The following is a 15,906-nucleotide window of genomic DNA, read 5'->3' on the forward strand; positions in this document are numbered from 1 at the left end:
CGGCAGCGAAGTCGGATCGGCCGACTTCCTGCTCCGGCGACCGGGCAGTCGGTCAGTCCGTCGTCGTGGCGGCGAGCACCGCCAGGTGGCGGCCGTCCGGGGAGACGGTCAGGACGCCCAGGTCCCAGACCACGCGGTGGAACCACGGGGTGTCCGCGCCGAAGCAGTACCAGCTGCAGGCCCGGACACTGGCCTCCACCTCGCTCGGCGGGGCGTCCGCCGGGGCTCCGGCGAGGGCGGCGAGGGAGCGCCAGGCGTGGAGCCGGCCGTAGGCGCCGTAGCAGGCCGAGTCGTAGGCACCGCCCGTCGAGGACGCGGCGAACAGCAGTTGCCAGACTTCGGCCGGCTCGACCGCGACCACTCCGAACGCGGTCCTCGCACCGGGCTTCGGGAGCTCGCCCAGCTCGCTCAGGCAGTCCAGGCCGAGCCTGACGAGAACGGCGGGCACAGCCTCGGCGTCCAGCGGCTCCGCGAGAGCGAACGTCCGGGCCTCGACGCGGCCCTCCGGTTCCTCCGGGTGGTCGGCCCAGTTCGCCACCGCCGACGCCATCGCTCGGGCCGTGGCGTCGGTCGTCGTCTCCACCGCCGCCACCGGCGCGGCATCGAGCCGGGGTGCCGGGTGGCGCTCCTCCGGGTCCGGGTAGGGCAACCCGCAGCTGCTGCCGTCGACCGACCAGGCCGGCAGATCGGGCTCCCGCTCAGGCTCCGCCGCTACCAGCGGCAACGCGCCCAACGGGTGGTCGCGCCAGTGCGGGGAGGTCGCCCACGAGGCGATCCCCGGGGTCTCCGCCACCGGGACTCCCCGGAGCACCAGCTCCTGGAGCAGGCAGGCGCGGAGTTCCTCGGATGCGGCGGCCCCCTCCGCGTACACCACGGCGAGGTCGGCCGGTGCTTGGCAGCAGGCCAGCAGCGAGGCCGCGTAGCGGTCGAACTCCGGATCGTCCGGCCTGCCCTCCACGAGCAGCCGCAGCAGCTCGTCGACGTGCCCGGGACCGCGTGTCACCGCCAGCAGGCGCACCAGCCGGCCGAAGAGCTCGTCGAAAACCACCGGGGCGTCGGCCGCGGCCGACGTCGGTCGGTGCCGCTGCACCAGCCCGATGCCGAGGTCCGCCACGAAGGCCGCCCCGTCGCGCTCGAGACGACGGCGGGCCAGCCGCTCCAGCGTCCGGGCGTTCCGGTCGGTCATCGGCGTCGTCAGGAGCTTCGGCAGGTTGTCGTCCACGGCGGACGAGCCTATAGAGGGCTTCTGTGCGTCAGGGTGCGGAGGTTCGGGCACTGGAGATCGCCCGGGCCTCCCAGGGGGCGAGGTCGTCGTCGAAGAAGCGGGACTCCTGCCAGGTGCCCTCGCCGGGCAGCGGGACGCGGAGCCGCACCCAGCGGCGCGAGGCCGAGAACGCCACGTCGATCTCGCCGGCCAGGACGGTCCGGAGGAACTCCAGCACCAGGCACGCCGGAACCCAGTCGAAGACGTACCCGTCGCAGATGACCCGGCAGGAGTCGAGGCCGTCGGCCACCATGACGACGAAGGACTGGCCGGTGGCCGCCTCCAGGTAGAGGTCGACGCAACCCGGGGCGACCGGGGCCGCCTCCACCGACTCGAAGAGGCCCGACGCCTCGACGGCCGCGACGAACTCCGGGACGTCCGCCTTCGGCCAGCGTTCACCGGAGCGACGCGAGTAGTCGAGGGAGCGACGGTTCTCCCGCCACGTCGACCAGAAGCCCACCCCGGTCAGGCGGGGTCGGAGGCAGGGGCGGCGGCGGGCGCGGCGAGGGTGGCGAGGTGGCGTTCGGCGGCACGGAGTTTGCGGCCGCCGGGGCCCGGGAGGTGGGCACGCAGTTCGATGATGTCCGGGGCGATGCGGAGGGCCTCGGTGCGGTCCGGGATCGCCCGCCAGCAGGCTTCGGCGTTGGTCGCCGCGTGCTGCGTCTCCGGGTGCTCGGGGCCCTCGCTGCGGAGCAGGGTCAGGGCGACCTCGCGGTAGATGCCGGCCGCCTCGGCCGTGCGACCGGCGAGCCGGGACACGTGGGCGCGGACCTGACGGACCTGGAGGACCGTTGCGGAGACCGGGCCGTGCTCGGCGATCGCCTCCAGTTCGAGGGCGAAGGCCAGGTCGGTGGCGGCGGCGTGGTCACCGGCGTCGGCGCTGCGGACGATCCGGCCGATCACCTCGCGGTAGTCGGCGCGGGGCTCGGAGAGGTCCGGGGCGGGGGCGGGGGCGGCGTCCGTCGGGGCGGGGGCGGGCTCGCTCACTGCGGCCTCGGCGGGTTCGGCGGCCTCAGCGGCTTCGGCGGCTTCGGCGGCTTCGGCGGGGGAATCGGCGTTCGTCGGCTCCGCGTCCACCGGCTCGGCGTCGGTGGGCTCCGGCTCCTCGACGGCCACCGGCTCGGGCACGGCTTCGGGCTCGGGCACGATCACAGCCTCGGGCTCGGGCTCGGGCTCGGGCACGATCACGGCCTCGGGCACGATCACGGCCTCGGGCTCCGGGACCGGCGGCTGCCAGGCGCCCTGCTTGCGCAGGTCGACCGGGTTGGACGCGGGCGGCGGGGTGGGCGGTACACCGGGCTTGAGCAGGTTCACGGGGCCGTCGGCGGACGGCGCCGGAGCCGGGGTGGCCCAGGCGGCCGCGGCCGGCTTGTCCAGGGTGACGGCCGGACGGGGCGCCGGCACCGCGTCCTGCGGGACGGCGGCGCCCCGGGGCGACTCGCCCCAGGGCCGGTCCTCCCAGGTGACCTCGTCCGGCGCGGCCGGGCGGGGCAGGACGGCGGCCGGGCTCGGCCCCTCGTACGGGGGGAAGTCGGCCGGCGCGCCCTCGCCGCGCCGCGCGGTGTTGCGGAAGACCGGGCGGTCCGGGGCGTGCGTGCTGACCACGATCACGTCCGGGCGGAGCACCGAGTAGACCTGCTGACGCAGCTGTTCCGGTGCGAGGACGGCCTCGCCGCCCGGGCGGCCGCCGTGCAGGGCCTCGATCAGGGCGCGGGTGAAGGTGCCGATCTGGTCCGGGTCGGGGCTGACCACCGCCCACAGCGGCAGCCCCTCGCTGAACGGCGCCGGGTCGCCCTGGAGCAGCGACCAGGCGTTCTGATCGGCGCTCAGGTCGGCCACGACCAGCGTCTGCCACTCGGCCGGCCGGTGCCGCAGCTCGCCGGCGATCGACTGCCAGGCGAGGCCGTCCTGACGGATGCTGCCGGGCTTGGAGTCGCGCAGGGTGAGGTGGAGCTGTCCGCCGCGCTTGTCGGCGAGCAGGTGGCCGCCGAGGTGGACGAGCAGCGGTCCGGGGTGGCGGGCGGCGGCCCGCAGGTGGGCGAGCACGGTGTGCGGGTCGCTGGCGCCGGGCAGGTGCACGGCGTCGACCGTGTCGGCGGCCAGCAGCACCTGCGGGGAGACGGCGGCGAGCATCGCGGACAGCACCGGCGCCTGGGCGGGTCCGCCGCGGCCCCAGGTGCGGCGGCCGGAGGTGCCGTAACCGCCCTCGACGACCAGGATCCGGCCGCGCGGGCCGCTGCCCAGGGCGCCGCCGATGCCGGGAAGGCCGTGCGCGGGGGTGGCGCCGGGGACGGCGAACGGCAGCGGCGTCGCGCCGGCCGGGGCCGGGACGACGGGCGCGCCGCCCATGGCGGGCATGCCGGTGACGGTCCATCCGGTGGACGGCGCGGGCGGTCCGGCCACCGGGCCCGGGGCGGGCTGCGGAGCGGGAGCGGGCTGCGGGGCCGGGGGCTCGTAGAGCGCGGCCGGGCCGGGCGGGTGCTCCTCGTACGCGTTGCGCGCGGACCTCGGCGGTACGGCGTCCTGGGGGCCGGGTCCGGCGTCCGTCAGGGGGTCGGAACCTCCGGGGACCGCCGTAGTCTCCGCCATTTCCAGGTCACCGCCCCGCCCCGCCGCTGAGCGGCGTTCTGCTGCCTCGTACCCCGCTGTGGCGCCTGTCACCACACCATGGGCGCCACCCTACGAGATCGGGTGACGCCGGAGCCAGGCCGGGTGGGTGAACGGTGACCCGCAGCGGGACACCGCAGGCCGGGACAGCCGCCGGAGCCGGGCGCGGAGCAGGAAGTCGACCGGGCCGACTTCCTGCTCCGCGCCCGGCTCCCTGTTGCGGCAGTGTCAGCGCCAGCAGCGATCGTCAGCAGAGATCGCCCATCCGGTCGGCCACCACGAAGTCCGCCCCGCAGTCCGTGCAGCGCGCGCCCCCGAAGAGGTAGGTCAGCGCGGTGGCGACGGCGCGCTGACCGTCGCCGAGGGCGAGGCTGTGGAGGCGCCGGCCGATGCCGTGCAGGTCGCCCGGGTCCGCGGGCCGCAGAGGGGCCTTCTCGACGTCGTCGTGCAGGGCGTAGTCGCCGCTCGTGGAGAAGTAGCCGTATTCACCCATGGCGATGAACAGGTCCGCCTCGCACCGAGGACAGGAGGTCTGGTACTCCTCGTGCACGAGTCCGCAGGCCAGCTCCTCGCCCCAGACCGGTACACCTTCGAAGGCCAGCACGGCTTCGAGCAGGTAGATGTAGTCGGTGCGGTCGGGAGCCGTCCGCAGGTGCTCGTTCGCCATCCGCAGCAGGGCGGAGATGTCCTGGGCGTTCTTCGCACGGACGTCGCCGACCTCGTTCAGCTGGTCCGCCCCCGCCACGATCCCGGCTGCCAGGTGCAGGGCGTTCAGCTGCTCCTTCGTGTCGGCACCGGTGGCGGCGATCGCCGTCAGCCGGGGGAGCGCCGCGAAGCTGGCCGAGTAGACACTGCCCTGATGGCAGAGGGCCGACCAGAGGTCGTTCCAGCACGCGTCGCTCGGATCCGCTTCGATCCGGTCCAGCAGAGCGGGTATGTCTTCCGCGGAGCCATAGGCATGGCTGAGTTGCGACCAGTCCGTCATGGGGGGAATCCCATCAGACCGGTATGACAGCCGGCCGTTCCCTGCGGTCCGACCACCCGCCGGACGCGCCGCGCCCCGCTCGGCCGGTGGGCCGGGCGGGGCGGGGCGGGGCGGAGGGATGCTGACGGTCCGCCGGGTCAGGAGCCGGCCAGGAGGTCGCGGAGGAGGGCGATGGTGTCGGAGTCGAGTTCGCGGCCGGTCCGGCGGCTGAGTGCGTCGAGGCGGTTGACGGCGCGCAGCAGCTGGTCCCGGGCGCCCGCCGAGGCGTAGGCGTAGAACAGGTCGCGGTGCAGGAGTTCGACGTCCGGGGCGACGGCGAGGCCGCGGAAGACGGCGGCCTCGGCGCTGCGGTGGTCGCCGTACTGGAGGCGGCGGGCGGCGAGTTCGTGGGCGGTGTCGACGATCGCGGCGATCATGTCCTGCCGTTCGGCCTCGGCCCAGCCGTAGGAGGCGGGCGGGGCCTCCGCGAACGGGGCGCCGCGGACCAGGGCGAGGGCGTGGGCGAGGGCCGCGTCGGCGGTGGCGCTGGTGCTGCGCATGCCGCGCCGGTAGAGGCTGCGGAACTCGTCCCAGTCGCAGGTGACGGCCGGGGCGAAGGTGCAGCCCTCGGCCTGGCCGGTGACCAGCAGGGGACGGCCGTCCGAGGTGGTGCCCAGCCAGGCCGTCAGGTCGGCGAGCTTGTCGGACAGCGGGTTCCGGGCGTCGGCGGCGGTGGGGTGCGGGTCGAGGTGGGCCGCCCCCGGGTGCAGGTCGTGGTCGAGGGCGGCGTGGTCGGCGCCGGGGCGCAGGGCCAGGTAGGCGGCGAGTTCGGTGAGCCGGGCGATCGCGCCGGGTTCGGCGGTGCCGCCGGTGCCGGCGACGTCGACCGGTCCGAGCAGGCGGATCCGGGGGGCGTTGCGGACGGCGTGCGCCTCCGGCGAGCGGAGGATGGCCAGCAGGTCGTCGCTGTCGCTGCGCCCGGAGGCGGTCCGGACCAGCGCGGTGGCGGCCGGGCCGGGCTCGGGCCTGGTGGGGACGCGCGGGTCGGCGCCGGTGGGTGCGGGGGCCGGGTCGTGCGTCGGTACGGGCTCGGGGGCGGGTTCCCGGACGGGCTCGGGCACCGGGTCGGGGGTGACGGGCGCGGGACCGGCGGGCGCGGGGGTGACGGACGTCGCGAACGGGTCCGCGACCACCGGGGCGACCGGGCCCACCGGCTGCACCTGGCCGATCGGCGGCACCTGAGCCACCGGGGCCACCGGCTGGACCGGCACGACGGCCGTCGGCAGTCCGAGGTTCTGGGTGGTCTCGTCGCCCTGGTAGCCGTCGGCCCCCTCGACGCCTTCGGATTCGCCGTCACCGCCGGCCTCCGGCCCGACGGGCGGCCCCGCGGGCAGCCCCGCGGGCGGCGCGGTCGGGGAGACGGCCGGGAGGTCCGCCGCCGGGAAGGCGGCGGCCGGTCCGGCGGGGACGACGGCGACCGCCGGTGCCCCCGGGACCGGCCCGGTGGCGGCGCCGGCCTGCCGGCCGAGCCCGTTGACGAGGTGCCGGGGGGCGGGCAGCGCGGCCGGTCCGACGGGCCCCGGTACCGGCGCCGCCGGGTCGGTGCCCGCGAACGGGCTCGCACCGGTGCCGATCACCCGTGCCAGCAGCCGCGGTCCGGCGGCGGCCCGGCCGCCGCCGGTGTCGTCGTCCGCGTCGTCCCCGGAGTCCGGGTCGCCCAGGGCGGCGTCCAGCGCGGCGAGCGAGAAACCGCCCGCCGGGCCGTCCGACCCGGGGCCCGACGCCGCGCCGACGCCCGCGAGCACCGGGACGGGCGCCGGGAGGTCGGCGGGCTCCAGCTCGTCGCCGTCCAGGGTCCAGGCGGGGGCGGGGTGCTGGGTGCCGTCGTCGGCGGCCCGGAGCAGCTCGGTGACCTGCTCGTACTGGCCGGTGGTCAGGCGCTGGAGCTCCAGGGTGACGTGCAGGCCCGGAATGGTGGCCTGGCCGGTGGCCGGGAGGGTCCAGCGGGCGACCGGGCCGGTGCCGCGCTCGGGCGCGCGGGTGACCACGGCGACGCAGGTGCGCGGGCGGGCGTCGAGCAGCCGGCCGAGTTCGGCCGGGATGCCGCCGCCGGGCTGGTGGCCGCAGAGCACGATCTCGGGGACCCAGGACTCGTCGGCCAGGCCCCGGCTGCGGGCGTCCCGGGGGCTCGCGGACTCGGCCGCCACCAGGGTGGCCCGGGCCTTGGCGGTGCGCGGGCCGAGCGCGGCGAGCGCGGCCTCCAGGGTGGTGTGGCGGTGGACCCGCTCCGCGGCCGGTCCGCTGATCGGGATCTCCTCGGCGAGGTCCACCAGGTGCAGGTGGAGCCGGTCCGCGAGCGGGCTGTGGGCGAGTTCCAGGGCCAGGGTGCGCAGGACGTCGCGGGCGTCGTCCGGGTGGCCGGAGAGGTGGAGCAGCCGGACCGTCTCCAGGTCGGCGAGCACGATCGAGCCGTCCGCGGCCGAACCCAGGGTGACCAGGGCCGGGTAGGGGGCGGCGGTCTTGCGGGCCTGGGCCGGCGAGAGCAGGCCCTCGGAGTCGGCGGCGCACCACCAGATGTCGGGCGTGTGGGCGGCGCGGAACGGCGCGATGGGGGCGGCGGGGCCGGAGAGGTGGAGTTCGATCGTGCGGCCGGGGGTGATCCGGGCGGCGACGATCGCGGGCAGCCGCTTGCCGCCGCGCACGGTGTTGCGGGCCATGCTGCGCAGGGCGCGGTCGAGCAGGTGCAGTCCGGCGTCGTCCTGACGGGCCTTCAGTTCGGCCTCGAAGGCGGCGGCCGGGGCGCTGGGCATGGCGATGCGGTGCCGGGGGCGGCGGGCGCGCAGCTGGCCGCCGCGCTTGCGGGCGACGGCGCCGACCATGATCGCGGCGAGCAGCACGCCGACGGTGGAGGCGGCGAGGGCGACGCCGTAGTCGTCGTCCGCCTGCTCGGCGTGGGCGGCCGGGGCCTGGGCGTCGGCCTTCGGCGCGGGCGTCCCCGCCGGGGCCGGGGCCTGCGCGGAGGGCTGCGCGGGTGCCGGGGCCTGGGCGGGCGGCTGCGCCGGGGCGGGGGTCTGCGCGGCGGGGGCCGAGGGCGCCTGGGTGTTCGGCGCGGGCGGCGGCGGGGTCGGCGCGGGGGCCGGTGCCTGCTCGGGCGCCGGAGCGGGTGCGGGTGCGGGCGCGGGGGCACCGGGAAGGCTGAGCACCATCCCCGGCACCACCACGTCCGGGTCGGTGAGCCGCTCGCCGTCGGGCGCCTGGACGCCCCGGTTCGCCTCGAACAGCTTCGGCCAGGCCTCCGCGTCGCCCAGCTCCCGCTGGGCGATCGCCGACAGGCTCTCGCCGGACTTCACGGTGACGGTGCCGCCCTGGGCCGCGTCGCCGGCCGGGCCGGTCTGCGGCGTCCCGGCCGGAGCGGGGGCGGGGGCGCCGGTCCCGGGGGTCGCTCCGTCGGGCTTGGCGTCGGCCGGCATGACGAGCTTCCAGCCCGGCTGGATCGGCCGGTCCGCGTCGAAGCGGATCCCCGAATCGTCCATCACCCGGCCGTCGTTGAGCTTGGCGATCTCCGTCCAGCGATCGCCGGAGCCGAGTTGGCGCTCGGCGATGGACCACAGGCTGTCGGCCGGGCGGCTGTCCCGGACGGTGTAGCCGGCCTGCGGGTCGGCGGCGGGCGTCACGGCCGGCGCCTGCGCGGCGGCCTGCTGGACGCCCGACGCCACCTGCGCGGTGACGACGGCCGGAGCGTGCTCGGCGGTGGCCGCGAAGGCCGAACCGGCCACCGGCACCAGGGCGATGACCGCGCCGACCAGTCCGGCCGCGGCCCGCTGGCTCCAGCCGAAGGCCGGGAGCCGCCGGGCCACCCGGCCGCGCAACTGCGCCGGGATCTCCAGCAGGACGGAGAGCGCGAAACACGCCCAGCCGACCCAGCCGACCACCACCAGCAGCCAGAGGAACAGCCGCCCGTCGTCGGGGCTGGTCAGCATCGCGCCGATGCCGTCGGGCGCGAGTTCGCCCATGCCGGCCACCGCCCGGGTGCCGTACAGCAGCAGGGCGGGCACGCCGACCATCAGGACGAGCAGGGTGATCAGGGCCGCGATCGCGGCGAGTACGGCGCCGCCCCGGCCGGGCCGACGGCCGCCGCCCGCCCGGTGGGACGGCAGCGGCGCCGGCCGTCGGCCGGACGCGGGGGTGGCGTTCGCTCCCCGGGCCGGACGCCCGGCACGGGTCTGCTCCTTGGCGCGTGGCGCGGCCATCAGGCGTTCTCCGCTTCCTTGACTCCGTGGACGAGGGTGGCGCTCCCCTTGCCCGTGATCTTCCGTGTGGCCAACTCGCCCAGCATCACCGGGCGGAACTCGGCCTGCACGGTGATGGTGACGGTGGTGTCGTCCGGGGAGAACTCCACCTGATAGGTGTGCAGGCCGTACAGCGCGAGGTAGTCGTTGGCCGCGGCCTCGACGTAGACCCGCGCCCGGAGCTTGTACCCCTCGCCCCGCAACAGGGCCGCCTCGTCCAGCTGCTGGCCGGCCATCCGGGCGGCCTCCTGGGCGTAGGCGTCGACCCGCTCGGCGACCCGGAGCTTGCCGCCGGCGTCGACGACCAGCGCGATGACCAGCACCACGAAGGCCGCGCAGATGGCGACGAAGACCGACAGCGCGCCGTGGTCCGAGCGGCCGCCGGGCCGGGGCCGGAACGGCCGCACCGTGCCTGCGCGTGCCATCGCCTTCCCTCCCCACCGGCTCCGCCGCCCTCCCCCGGGCGCCCTCCGCTTGCGTCTCCCCCGCCCGACGGTTCTCCAATCCCCGTCCGGCAGCCTCGTCGTCACAGCCCCATCACCGTCCGCCCCACGACCCGACACACTCTCGATCCACTCGGTCCACTCGCCGCGCCCGGCCCGCTCGCCGGTCCCGGTCCCCCGCCCGGCGCCGCCGACCGGACCCGCCCCGTCGCAGCGCACCCGGCCCTCACGCGCCCCGGTACCGGTCGACCACCGAGACGAACCAGCCGGTGAGCGTCTTCGGCAGGACGTTCGGTCCGCCGAGCAGGTCCGCCAGGTAGACCTCGCAGGTCACCGTCACCTCGACCGTCTCCCAGACGACGCCCTGGTTGCTGCGTTTGCCGTGCTTGACCGTGACGCTGCTCTTCCCGCAGTACACGCCCTGCTGCCGCATGGCGTCCGCGGCCGCCTTCTTCGCGGCGGCGTCCATCGCGACGGTGCCGCCCCGCTCCAGCGACGCCGTGCGGGCCGCCGACCGGGCCGCCGCCTCGACGGTGCCGCCCGCCGTCTGCACCCGGCCCGCGGCGACCGCGACCAGGATCAGCGCGACCACGGCGGGTGCGACGATCGCCGCCTCGATCGCCGCGCTGCCGCCCTCCCGCCCCCGCCCGGAGCGGACGGCGCGGCCGGCCAGGAAGCCGTGCCACCACCCGCCGTGCCCCGGACCGCCGTCCTCCGGCACGCCGCGCCCCGTCCGGCCCGCGGGGTGCACGGGCCGGACGGAGCGCGCCGAGGGCCACCGGCGGGCCGCCCCGTTCACGGCCGGACCACCGGCGCGACGAAGCGCTCGCGCGGGGCCTGCGCGAACTGGGTGACGGTCGGCGGGGTGATGAACGGGACGATGACCGGGGCCTTCACCTCGACGGTGACCTTGATCAGCACCGGGGTGCTGCCGTCGGTGACCACCCGGTGGTCCGTGTCGCCCTGCCGGTCCAGGAAGTCCTCGGCCTGGCGGCGGGCCGCCCGGTCCTTCTGCTCGTCGGTCCGGTTCCCCTGCGTCCGCCCCGCGTCGACGCCCTCGCGGGCAGCCGTCAGGGCGAGTTGGCGGTGGTACCACCACATCCCGGTCTGCACGACGGTCAGCACCAGGATCAGGACGACCGGGAAGACGATGGCCAGGCTCAGGCTCATCGCTCCCCGGTCGGAACGGCGGGGACGACGACGGTGGATCACGGCGTGGCGCCACCGTCGTACTTCGGGTCCTGGTTGACCTTGTCGACGACCTTCTTCTTGAGGCCGTACAGGGCGGCCACCACCATGCCCGCGACGGCCACCAGGGCGATGATGGCGAGCGCCAGCTCGATGCTGATCGCGCCCTTGTCCCCGCGCGCCCGGGCGGCCTTGGCACGGCCCATCCGGAAGTGGAAGAGCGCCATCCCGAACTGGATGGGCAGCAGGAACGCCCCCATCACCAGGACGGTCAACTGTTCGAGTCGGTTCTTCATGAACTGCTCCAGGGGTGAGGTGTGGTGGCGGAGGCGCTGACCTCCGCGACGGGGTGGGTCAGTTGAGCATCTTGTACAGCGCCGGGAAGACGATCAGGACGGTCATCAGCAGGGTCAGCGCGGACCCCGGCGCGACCATCCGCTCGCTGTCGGAGTTGGCCCGGGCGAGGTCCTCCGCCAGGAGCTCGCCCCGCAGGCCCTTGGCCCGGGCCCGCAGGGTGTCGTAGACGGCGGCGCCGTCGGTACCGGAGATCCGCATGATGTCGGCCAGGTCCTGGAGCGGGGTCAGGCCCAACTCCTCGGCCAGCGCGTCCAGTCCGGCCCACGGCGGCAACCGGTCGGTGGCCGCCCGCTCCAGCGCGTCCCGGATCCGGCGGAACACCGTGCCGCGCCCGACGGCGGCGGCCCGGCGCAGCGCCTCGGCCGGGCCGAGGTCGGCGGCCCGCTCCATCGCCACCAGCTCCAGATAGGCGGCGATGCCGTGCAGGTACTCGACCCGGGCCTCCTTGGCCTCCCCCCGCACGATCACGTCCGGCAGGAACCAGAGCAGCCCGGCCAGCAGCGGCCCGACCACCAGCGGGAGCGTGAACGGCAGGTTCAGGTCGACCACGAGTGCCGCCACCACCAGGTACGGCGGCAGCACCAGGCCGAGCAGCGCGAAGAGCAGCTTGTGCGCCATGAACCGGGCCGGGGTGCGGCCGATCAGGGCGAGTTCGCGCTGCGGGATCCGGACCCCGCGCAGGTGGACCGAGCGCTCGCCGATCCGGTCGAACCAGCGCGGCCGCTCGTCCGGGTCCGGGGTACGGTCGGCCGGGGTGCGGTGCAGCCGGTCCAGCGCCTGCCCCAGATCGGGCGGCGCGGGCCGGAGTTCGGCGATCAGCATGGCGAGGCCACCGGCCGCCACGGCGCCCGCCAGCACGGACCACGGGGAGATCATCGGGCCTCCCCGAGCATCCGGACGGCACCCTCGGCCCCGTCGGCCCGGGCCGGACCGGCCGCGCCCTCCGGGGCGTCGTCGTCCCGTCGCCGCCGCGACCGGACGGTCCGGCTGCGCCGGTCGGCCTCCAGCAGCCGCGGCACCGGCGGGTACGAGGCCAGCGCGCGCATCCAGGCGATCACCGCCACGAACAGCGCGCAGACCACGCCGAGCACCATCTGACCGAGCACCGAGCTGTAGGGGGCGGTGTACTCGGTGTTGAACGAGCCCACCGTGACGACCAGCAGGATGATGCCGACCAGCCAGCGGATGGTGGTGCGGTGCTTGGCCCGGTCGGCCTCGATGACGCGCCGCTGACGGACCTCCTCGCGGACCGATTCGGCCATGTCGGCCAGCGTCCGGGCGAGGCCCGGGCCGCTGTCCCCGGAGCGCAGGACCAGGGCGGCGAGCACCTTGTCCGACGTGGCGTCGGCCAGGCTGTCGGCGAACAGCCGCAGCGCCTCCTCCGGCCGCCAGCGGGCCTGCAGCCGGGCGGCCAGCTCGCCGACCTCGGCCTCGATCGCGGCGGGCGCGGTGCGGCGGCTGGTGACGATCGCCTGATTGAGGCCGACGCCGAGCAGCAGCACGTCGGCGACCCGCTGGGTCCACTCCGAGAGCGCCTCCAGCCGTTCGATCCGGTCGGTGTCCGAACGGGTGGCCTCGAACAGCCAGGGCAGGCCGAACACCGCGAGCGGCACCAGCAGCACCGTCAGCGGGATCCCGGTGAACAGCCAGCCGAGCGGTGCCCCGATCAGCGCGAGCGGCAGCTGGATCCGGCGCTGCCGGGCCTTGCGTTCCGAGGCCGTACCGGGCGCGCCGTACCAGAACACGTGCAGCCGGGAGGCCAGCGGGTTGAACGGCTCGGGCGCGCCCTCCTCCACCGGGTCGCTGCCGCGCGCCCAGGCCACCAGGGCGACCAGGCCCGCCGCGACCGCGAGGCCGCAGAGCACGAAGAGCGGCATCACCGGGCACCACCGCCGATCCGCAGCTGGAGCGGCTCGGCCCAGCTGCCGTAGCGGGAGCCGAGCAGCGCCGCGTCGAAGCCGGCCCGGCGCAGGTCGTCCAGGCACTGCGGCGGGGTGTGCGGGACGGCACGCGGCTCGCCGAGTTCGGGGCGCGGCCCGAATACGGTGTTCAGCGCGGGCCGGCCGCTCTCGCCGAGGCCCGCGACCTCCAGCACGTGCGAGACGAAACGGTGCCGACGGCCGCCGACGTGCGTCTCGTCGACCATCGAGACGTGCACGATGAAGTCCACGGCGTTGGCGGTGAGCCGGTAGGCGAGCGCGTCGGTCATGTGCGAGCCGTACTCCAGGCAGAGTTCGGCGATGCGGTCGACGACCATGTGCGGGCCGCGCGCGTGCAGGGTGCACATCGAGCCGCCCTCGCCGTTGGTCATGACCCGCAGCATCGGGACGACCTCGCCGGAGCGGACCTCGCCGACGATGATCCGGGAGAGGGTCATCCGCAGCGCCGCCGGGATGAGGTCGCCGATGCTCAGCTCGCCCGCCGAACGGCCTTCCACCCGTTCGCCGTTGCCCTCCCGGGCCTCCATCGGGACGACCTGGCGCAGATGGCCGAGGGTGTGCAGCCAGAGCTCGAACTCCGACTCCAGGGTGCCGACCCGCTCGTCCGGCGGGATCTCGGCGGCCATCGCGCGCAGCAGGCTGGTCTTGCCGACGCCCTGGGTACCGGTGATCATCACGTTCTTCCGGGCCCGGATGGCCGAGGCCAGGAAGGCCGCGAGGGTGTTGTCCACGGCGCCGAGCCGGACCATCTCGGGCAGGGTCGCCGAGGCCACCCGGTGCCGGCGGATGGCGACGTACGGGCGCGGGGTGACCTCGGTGAGGGCCTGGAGGCGCATTCCGCCCTCCAGGCGCAGGGCGAGCGTCGGACTGGCGGTGGACAGCGAGCGTTCGCCGCCGCCGTGCTGGCGGGCCAGGTCCTGGAGCAGTTCGACGAGTTCGGCGTCGCTGTCGGCCACCGGCGGGACCTGGCGCAGCGGCTGGTGCACCCGGGAGACCCAGACGTCGTCGCAGCCGTTGACCAGGATGTTCTCGATGTCCGGATCGTCCAGGTAGGGCTGGAGCCGCCCGGCCCGGAACAGCAGGTCGAAGACGGCCTCGGCGAGGGCGCGGTCCTGGTCCCGGGTCGGCGGGATGCCGTGGGTCTGGGCGTAGGCGTCGGACCAGCGGGCGACGGCCTCCTCGATCAGCGCGCGGCCGCGCTGGCGACGGGTGGCCCGGTCCGGCTCGGTACCGGAGCCCGAGGTCAACCGGGTGATCTGCTGGTGCAGTTCGGCCGCGACCTGGCGCTTCAGCTCGCGCGCGACCGCGGGGTCGACGGCGGGCCGGGTGCCCGCGCCGCGCCGGTCGAGCGAGGGCAGGGCGGAGGGGACGGCGGTGGGCGCGGCGGCGGGGGCGGGGGCGGCGGCCGTCGGTGCTCCCGCCGTCCGACCCGGGGCCGCAGGGCCCGGGGCGACCCGGCCGGTGGTCATCGGCCCGACCGGGCCGGGCAGTGGCGTCGACCAGGGCAGCGCGGCCGGGTCGGTCGCGGGCTGCTGGTGCAGCGGACTACCGCGCACGGAGCACCTCCCCGTCGACGGTCTGGTCCCGGACCTCGGGCGCGGGCGCGACGGGCCCCGGTTCCGGGTACGGCTGGACTCCCGGGTACGGGGCGCCCGGGTACTGAGCGCCCGGGTGCTGGGCGCCCGGGTGCACCGGGCCGGCGTGCCCGGGGAACGGCGCCGGGGCGGCCGGCTGCGGCGCGAGCCCGGCGAGCGGCGCCACCGGACCGGTGGTGATCACGGGCGGCACCGGTCCGTACGGCTGTTGCTCGTACTGCTGTTGCTCGTACGACTGCTGGTCGTACGTCGGCTCGTACGTCTGCTGGTACGCCTGCTGCTCGTAGGACTGCTGGTGCACATAGGACTGCTGGTGCGTCTGCTGCTCGTAGGACGGCCGCTCGTAGGACTGCTGCTGGTGGGGCTGCTGGTACGTCGGCGCGGGCTGCGGGACTGCGTCCGCCGCCGCGACCGGCCCGGCAGCCGTCCCCGGCGCGAGCTGCGCCGGCTGCACGGGCCCCGCCGCCGCAGGGGCGAGCCGCTGGCGCCGCCGCCGGACCGTCGACTGGATCTCGTCCGCCGCCGACCGCGCCGTGCGCATCAGCTCCGAGCGGACGAAACGCCGGTCGGTGACGTCCCCGCCGTCCGACAGCACCTGGGCGGTGCGCCGCGCGTGCGGCAGCAGGCCGAGCACGGGCAGTCCGAACTCCTTGGACACCTCGGCCCCCGAGTACGGCCCCTCCGCGATCAGCAGCAGGCCCAGCGCGTCGGCGCCGGTACCGGCCGTGGCGAGGTCCTCGGCCAGCGTGGCCAGCCGGGGCCGGGCCGCGCTCAGCCCGCGCAGGGTGGTGCGGACCACCGCCGCCACCACGTCGGCCCGGCGGGCCAGCACCGCGCTGGTGCCGGTGGCGCCGGAGCGGCCGAGGTCGAGGACGACGTCGTAGCCCTGCGACTCCAGCCCGTGCAGCACCTCCATCAGCGGCTCCCAGGTGTAGGCGAGGCCGGGCGCCTGGGTGGGGTCGGTCAGGCCGGGCAGCAGGAGGCGCTCGGCCTCGCCGGCCGGGGAGAGGTCGATCAGCTGCTCCCAGAGGGCCTGGCCGAGGAGGCCCCGGCGGTCGGCCACGGCGAGGTTGCGCAGTCCGTAGACCGCCTCGACCCGGCCCTCCAGGGCTCCGGCCAGGACGGCACCGCCGTCCGGGTCGCACTCGACCAGCAGGACGCGGCGGCCGGGCTGCAGCGGCCAGGCCAGCAGCAGCGCCAGCGCGGTCGTGGTGGCGCCGGGTGCCCCCGGGGCGCCGACCACCGCGATCACGGCCATC

13 protein-coding genes are annotated in these 15,906 nt (G+C 76.3%); all 13 read right to left on the reverse strand.

Going from position 1 to position 15,906, the window contains the following annotated elements; genetic code table 11:
• Positions 1-52: 52 nt before the first annotated feature.
• Entirely contained in the window at positions 53-1,222 is a 1,170-nt protein-coding gene (locus BLU95_RS08940; RefSeq protein WP_231978430.1) for a DUF6183 family protein, read from the reverse strand.
• A gap of 31 nt (positions 1,223-1,253) precedes the next feature.
• Positions 1,254-1,724, reverse strand: a complete 471-nt coding sequence (locus BLU95_RS08945) for a hypothetical protein (protein WP_093859523.1) — start codon at positions 1,722-1,724, stop codon at positions 1,254-1,256.
• Positions 1,725-1,729: 5 nt separating this feature from the next.
• Entirely contained in the window at positions 1,730-3,853 is a 2,124-nt protein-coding gene (locus tag BLU95_RS08950) for a hypothetical protein (RefSeq protein ID WP_093859524.1), read from the reverse strand.
• A 265-nt stretch (positions 3,854-4,118) separates the two neighbouring features.
• On the reverse strand, positions 4,119-4,856 hold the full coding sequence (locus tag BLU95_RS08955; protein WP_093859525.1) for a hypothetical protein: 738 nt from the start codon (positions 4,854-4,856) through the stop codon (positions 4,119-4,121).
• A 137-nt stretch (positions 4,857-4,993) separates the two neighbouring features.
• Positions 4,994-9,085: a LysM peptidoglycan-binding domain-containing protein gene (locus tag BLU95_RS45010; RefSeq protein WP_093859526.1), complete on the reverse strand. Its 4,092-nt coding sequence runs from the start codon at positions 9,083-9,085 to the stop codon at positions 4,994-4,996.
• Positions 9,085-9,549, reverse strand: coding sequence for a hypothetical protein (locus BLU95_RS08965; protein ID WP_093859527.1), 465 nt, complete (start codon positions 9,547-9,549; stop codon positions 9,085-9,087). Before BLU95_RS08965 ends, BLU95_RS45010 begins: the two co-directional genes overlap by 1 nt.
• 244 nt (positions 9,550-9,793) lie before the next feature.
• On the reverse strand, positions 9,794-10,288 hold the full coding sequence (locus tag BLU95_RS42195; protein ID WP_159424829.1) for a TadE/TadG family type IV pilus assembly protein: 495 nt from the start codon (positions 10,286-10,288) through the stop codon (positions 9,794-9,796).
• A gap of 74 nt (positions 10,289-10,362) precedes the next feature.
• Positions 10,363-10,737, reverse strand: a complete 375-nt coding sequence (locus BLU95_RS08970) for a TadE/TadG family type IV pilus assembly protein (RefSeq protein ID WP_093859528.1) — start codon at positions 10,735-10,737, stop codon at positions 10,363-10,365.
• Between the two features lie 38 nt (positions 10,738-10,775).
• A complete protein-coding gene (locus BLU95_RS08975; protein WP_093859529.1) occupies positions 10,776-11,051 on the reverse strand; it encodes a hypothetical protein in 276 nt (91 codons plus the stop codon).
• Between the two features lie 58 nt (positions 11,052-11,109).
• A complete protein-coding gene (locus BLU95_RS08980; protein ID WP_093859530.1) occupies positions 11,110-11,988 on the reverse strand; it encodes a type II secretion system F family protein in 879 nt (292 codons plus the stop codon).
• Entirely contained in the window at positions 11,985-12,989 is a 1,005-nt protein-coding gene (locus BLU95_RS08985; RefSeq protein ID WP_093859531.1) for a type II secretion system F family protein, read from the reverse strand. Before BLU95_RS08985 ends, BLU95_RS08980 begins: the two co-directional genes overlap by 4 nt.
• Positions 12,989-14,608 (reverse strand): TadA family conjugal transfer-associated ATPase, encoded by a 1,620-nt coding sequence (locus tag BLU95_RS08990; RefSeq protein WP_231978488.1) that lies wholly within the window; start codon positions 14,606-14,608, stop codon positions 12,989-12,991. The genes BLU95_RS08985 and BLU95_RS08990 overlap by 1 nt, the downstream gene beginning before the upstream one ends.
• A complete protein-coding gene (locus BLU95_RS43235) occupies positions 14,598-15,905 on the reverse strand; it encodes a CpaE-like family protein (RefSeq protein WP_197698736.1) in 1,308 nt (435 codons plus the stop codon). Before BLU95_RS43235 ends, BLU95_RS08990 begins: the two co-directional genes overlap by 11 nt.
• Position 15,906: the final 1 nt, after the last annotated feature.

The organism is Streptomyces sp. TLI_053, from assembly GCF_900105395.1.
Classification (GTDB): domain Bacteria; phylum Actinomycetota; class Actinomycetes; order Streptomycetales; family Streptomycetaceae; genus Kitasatospora.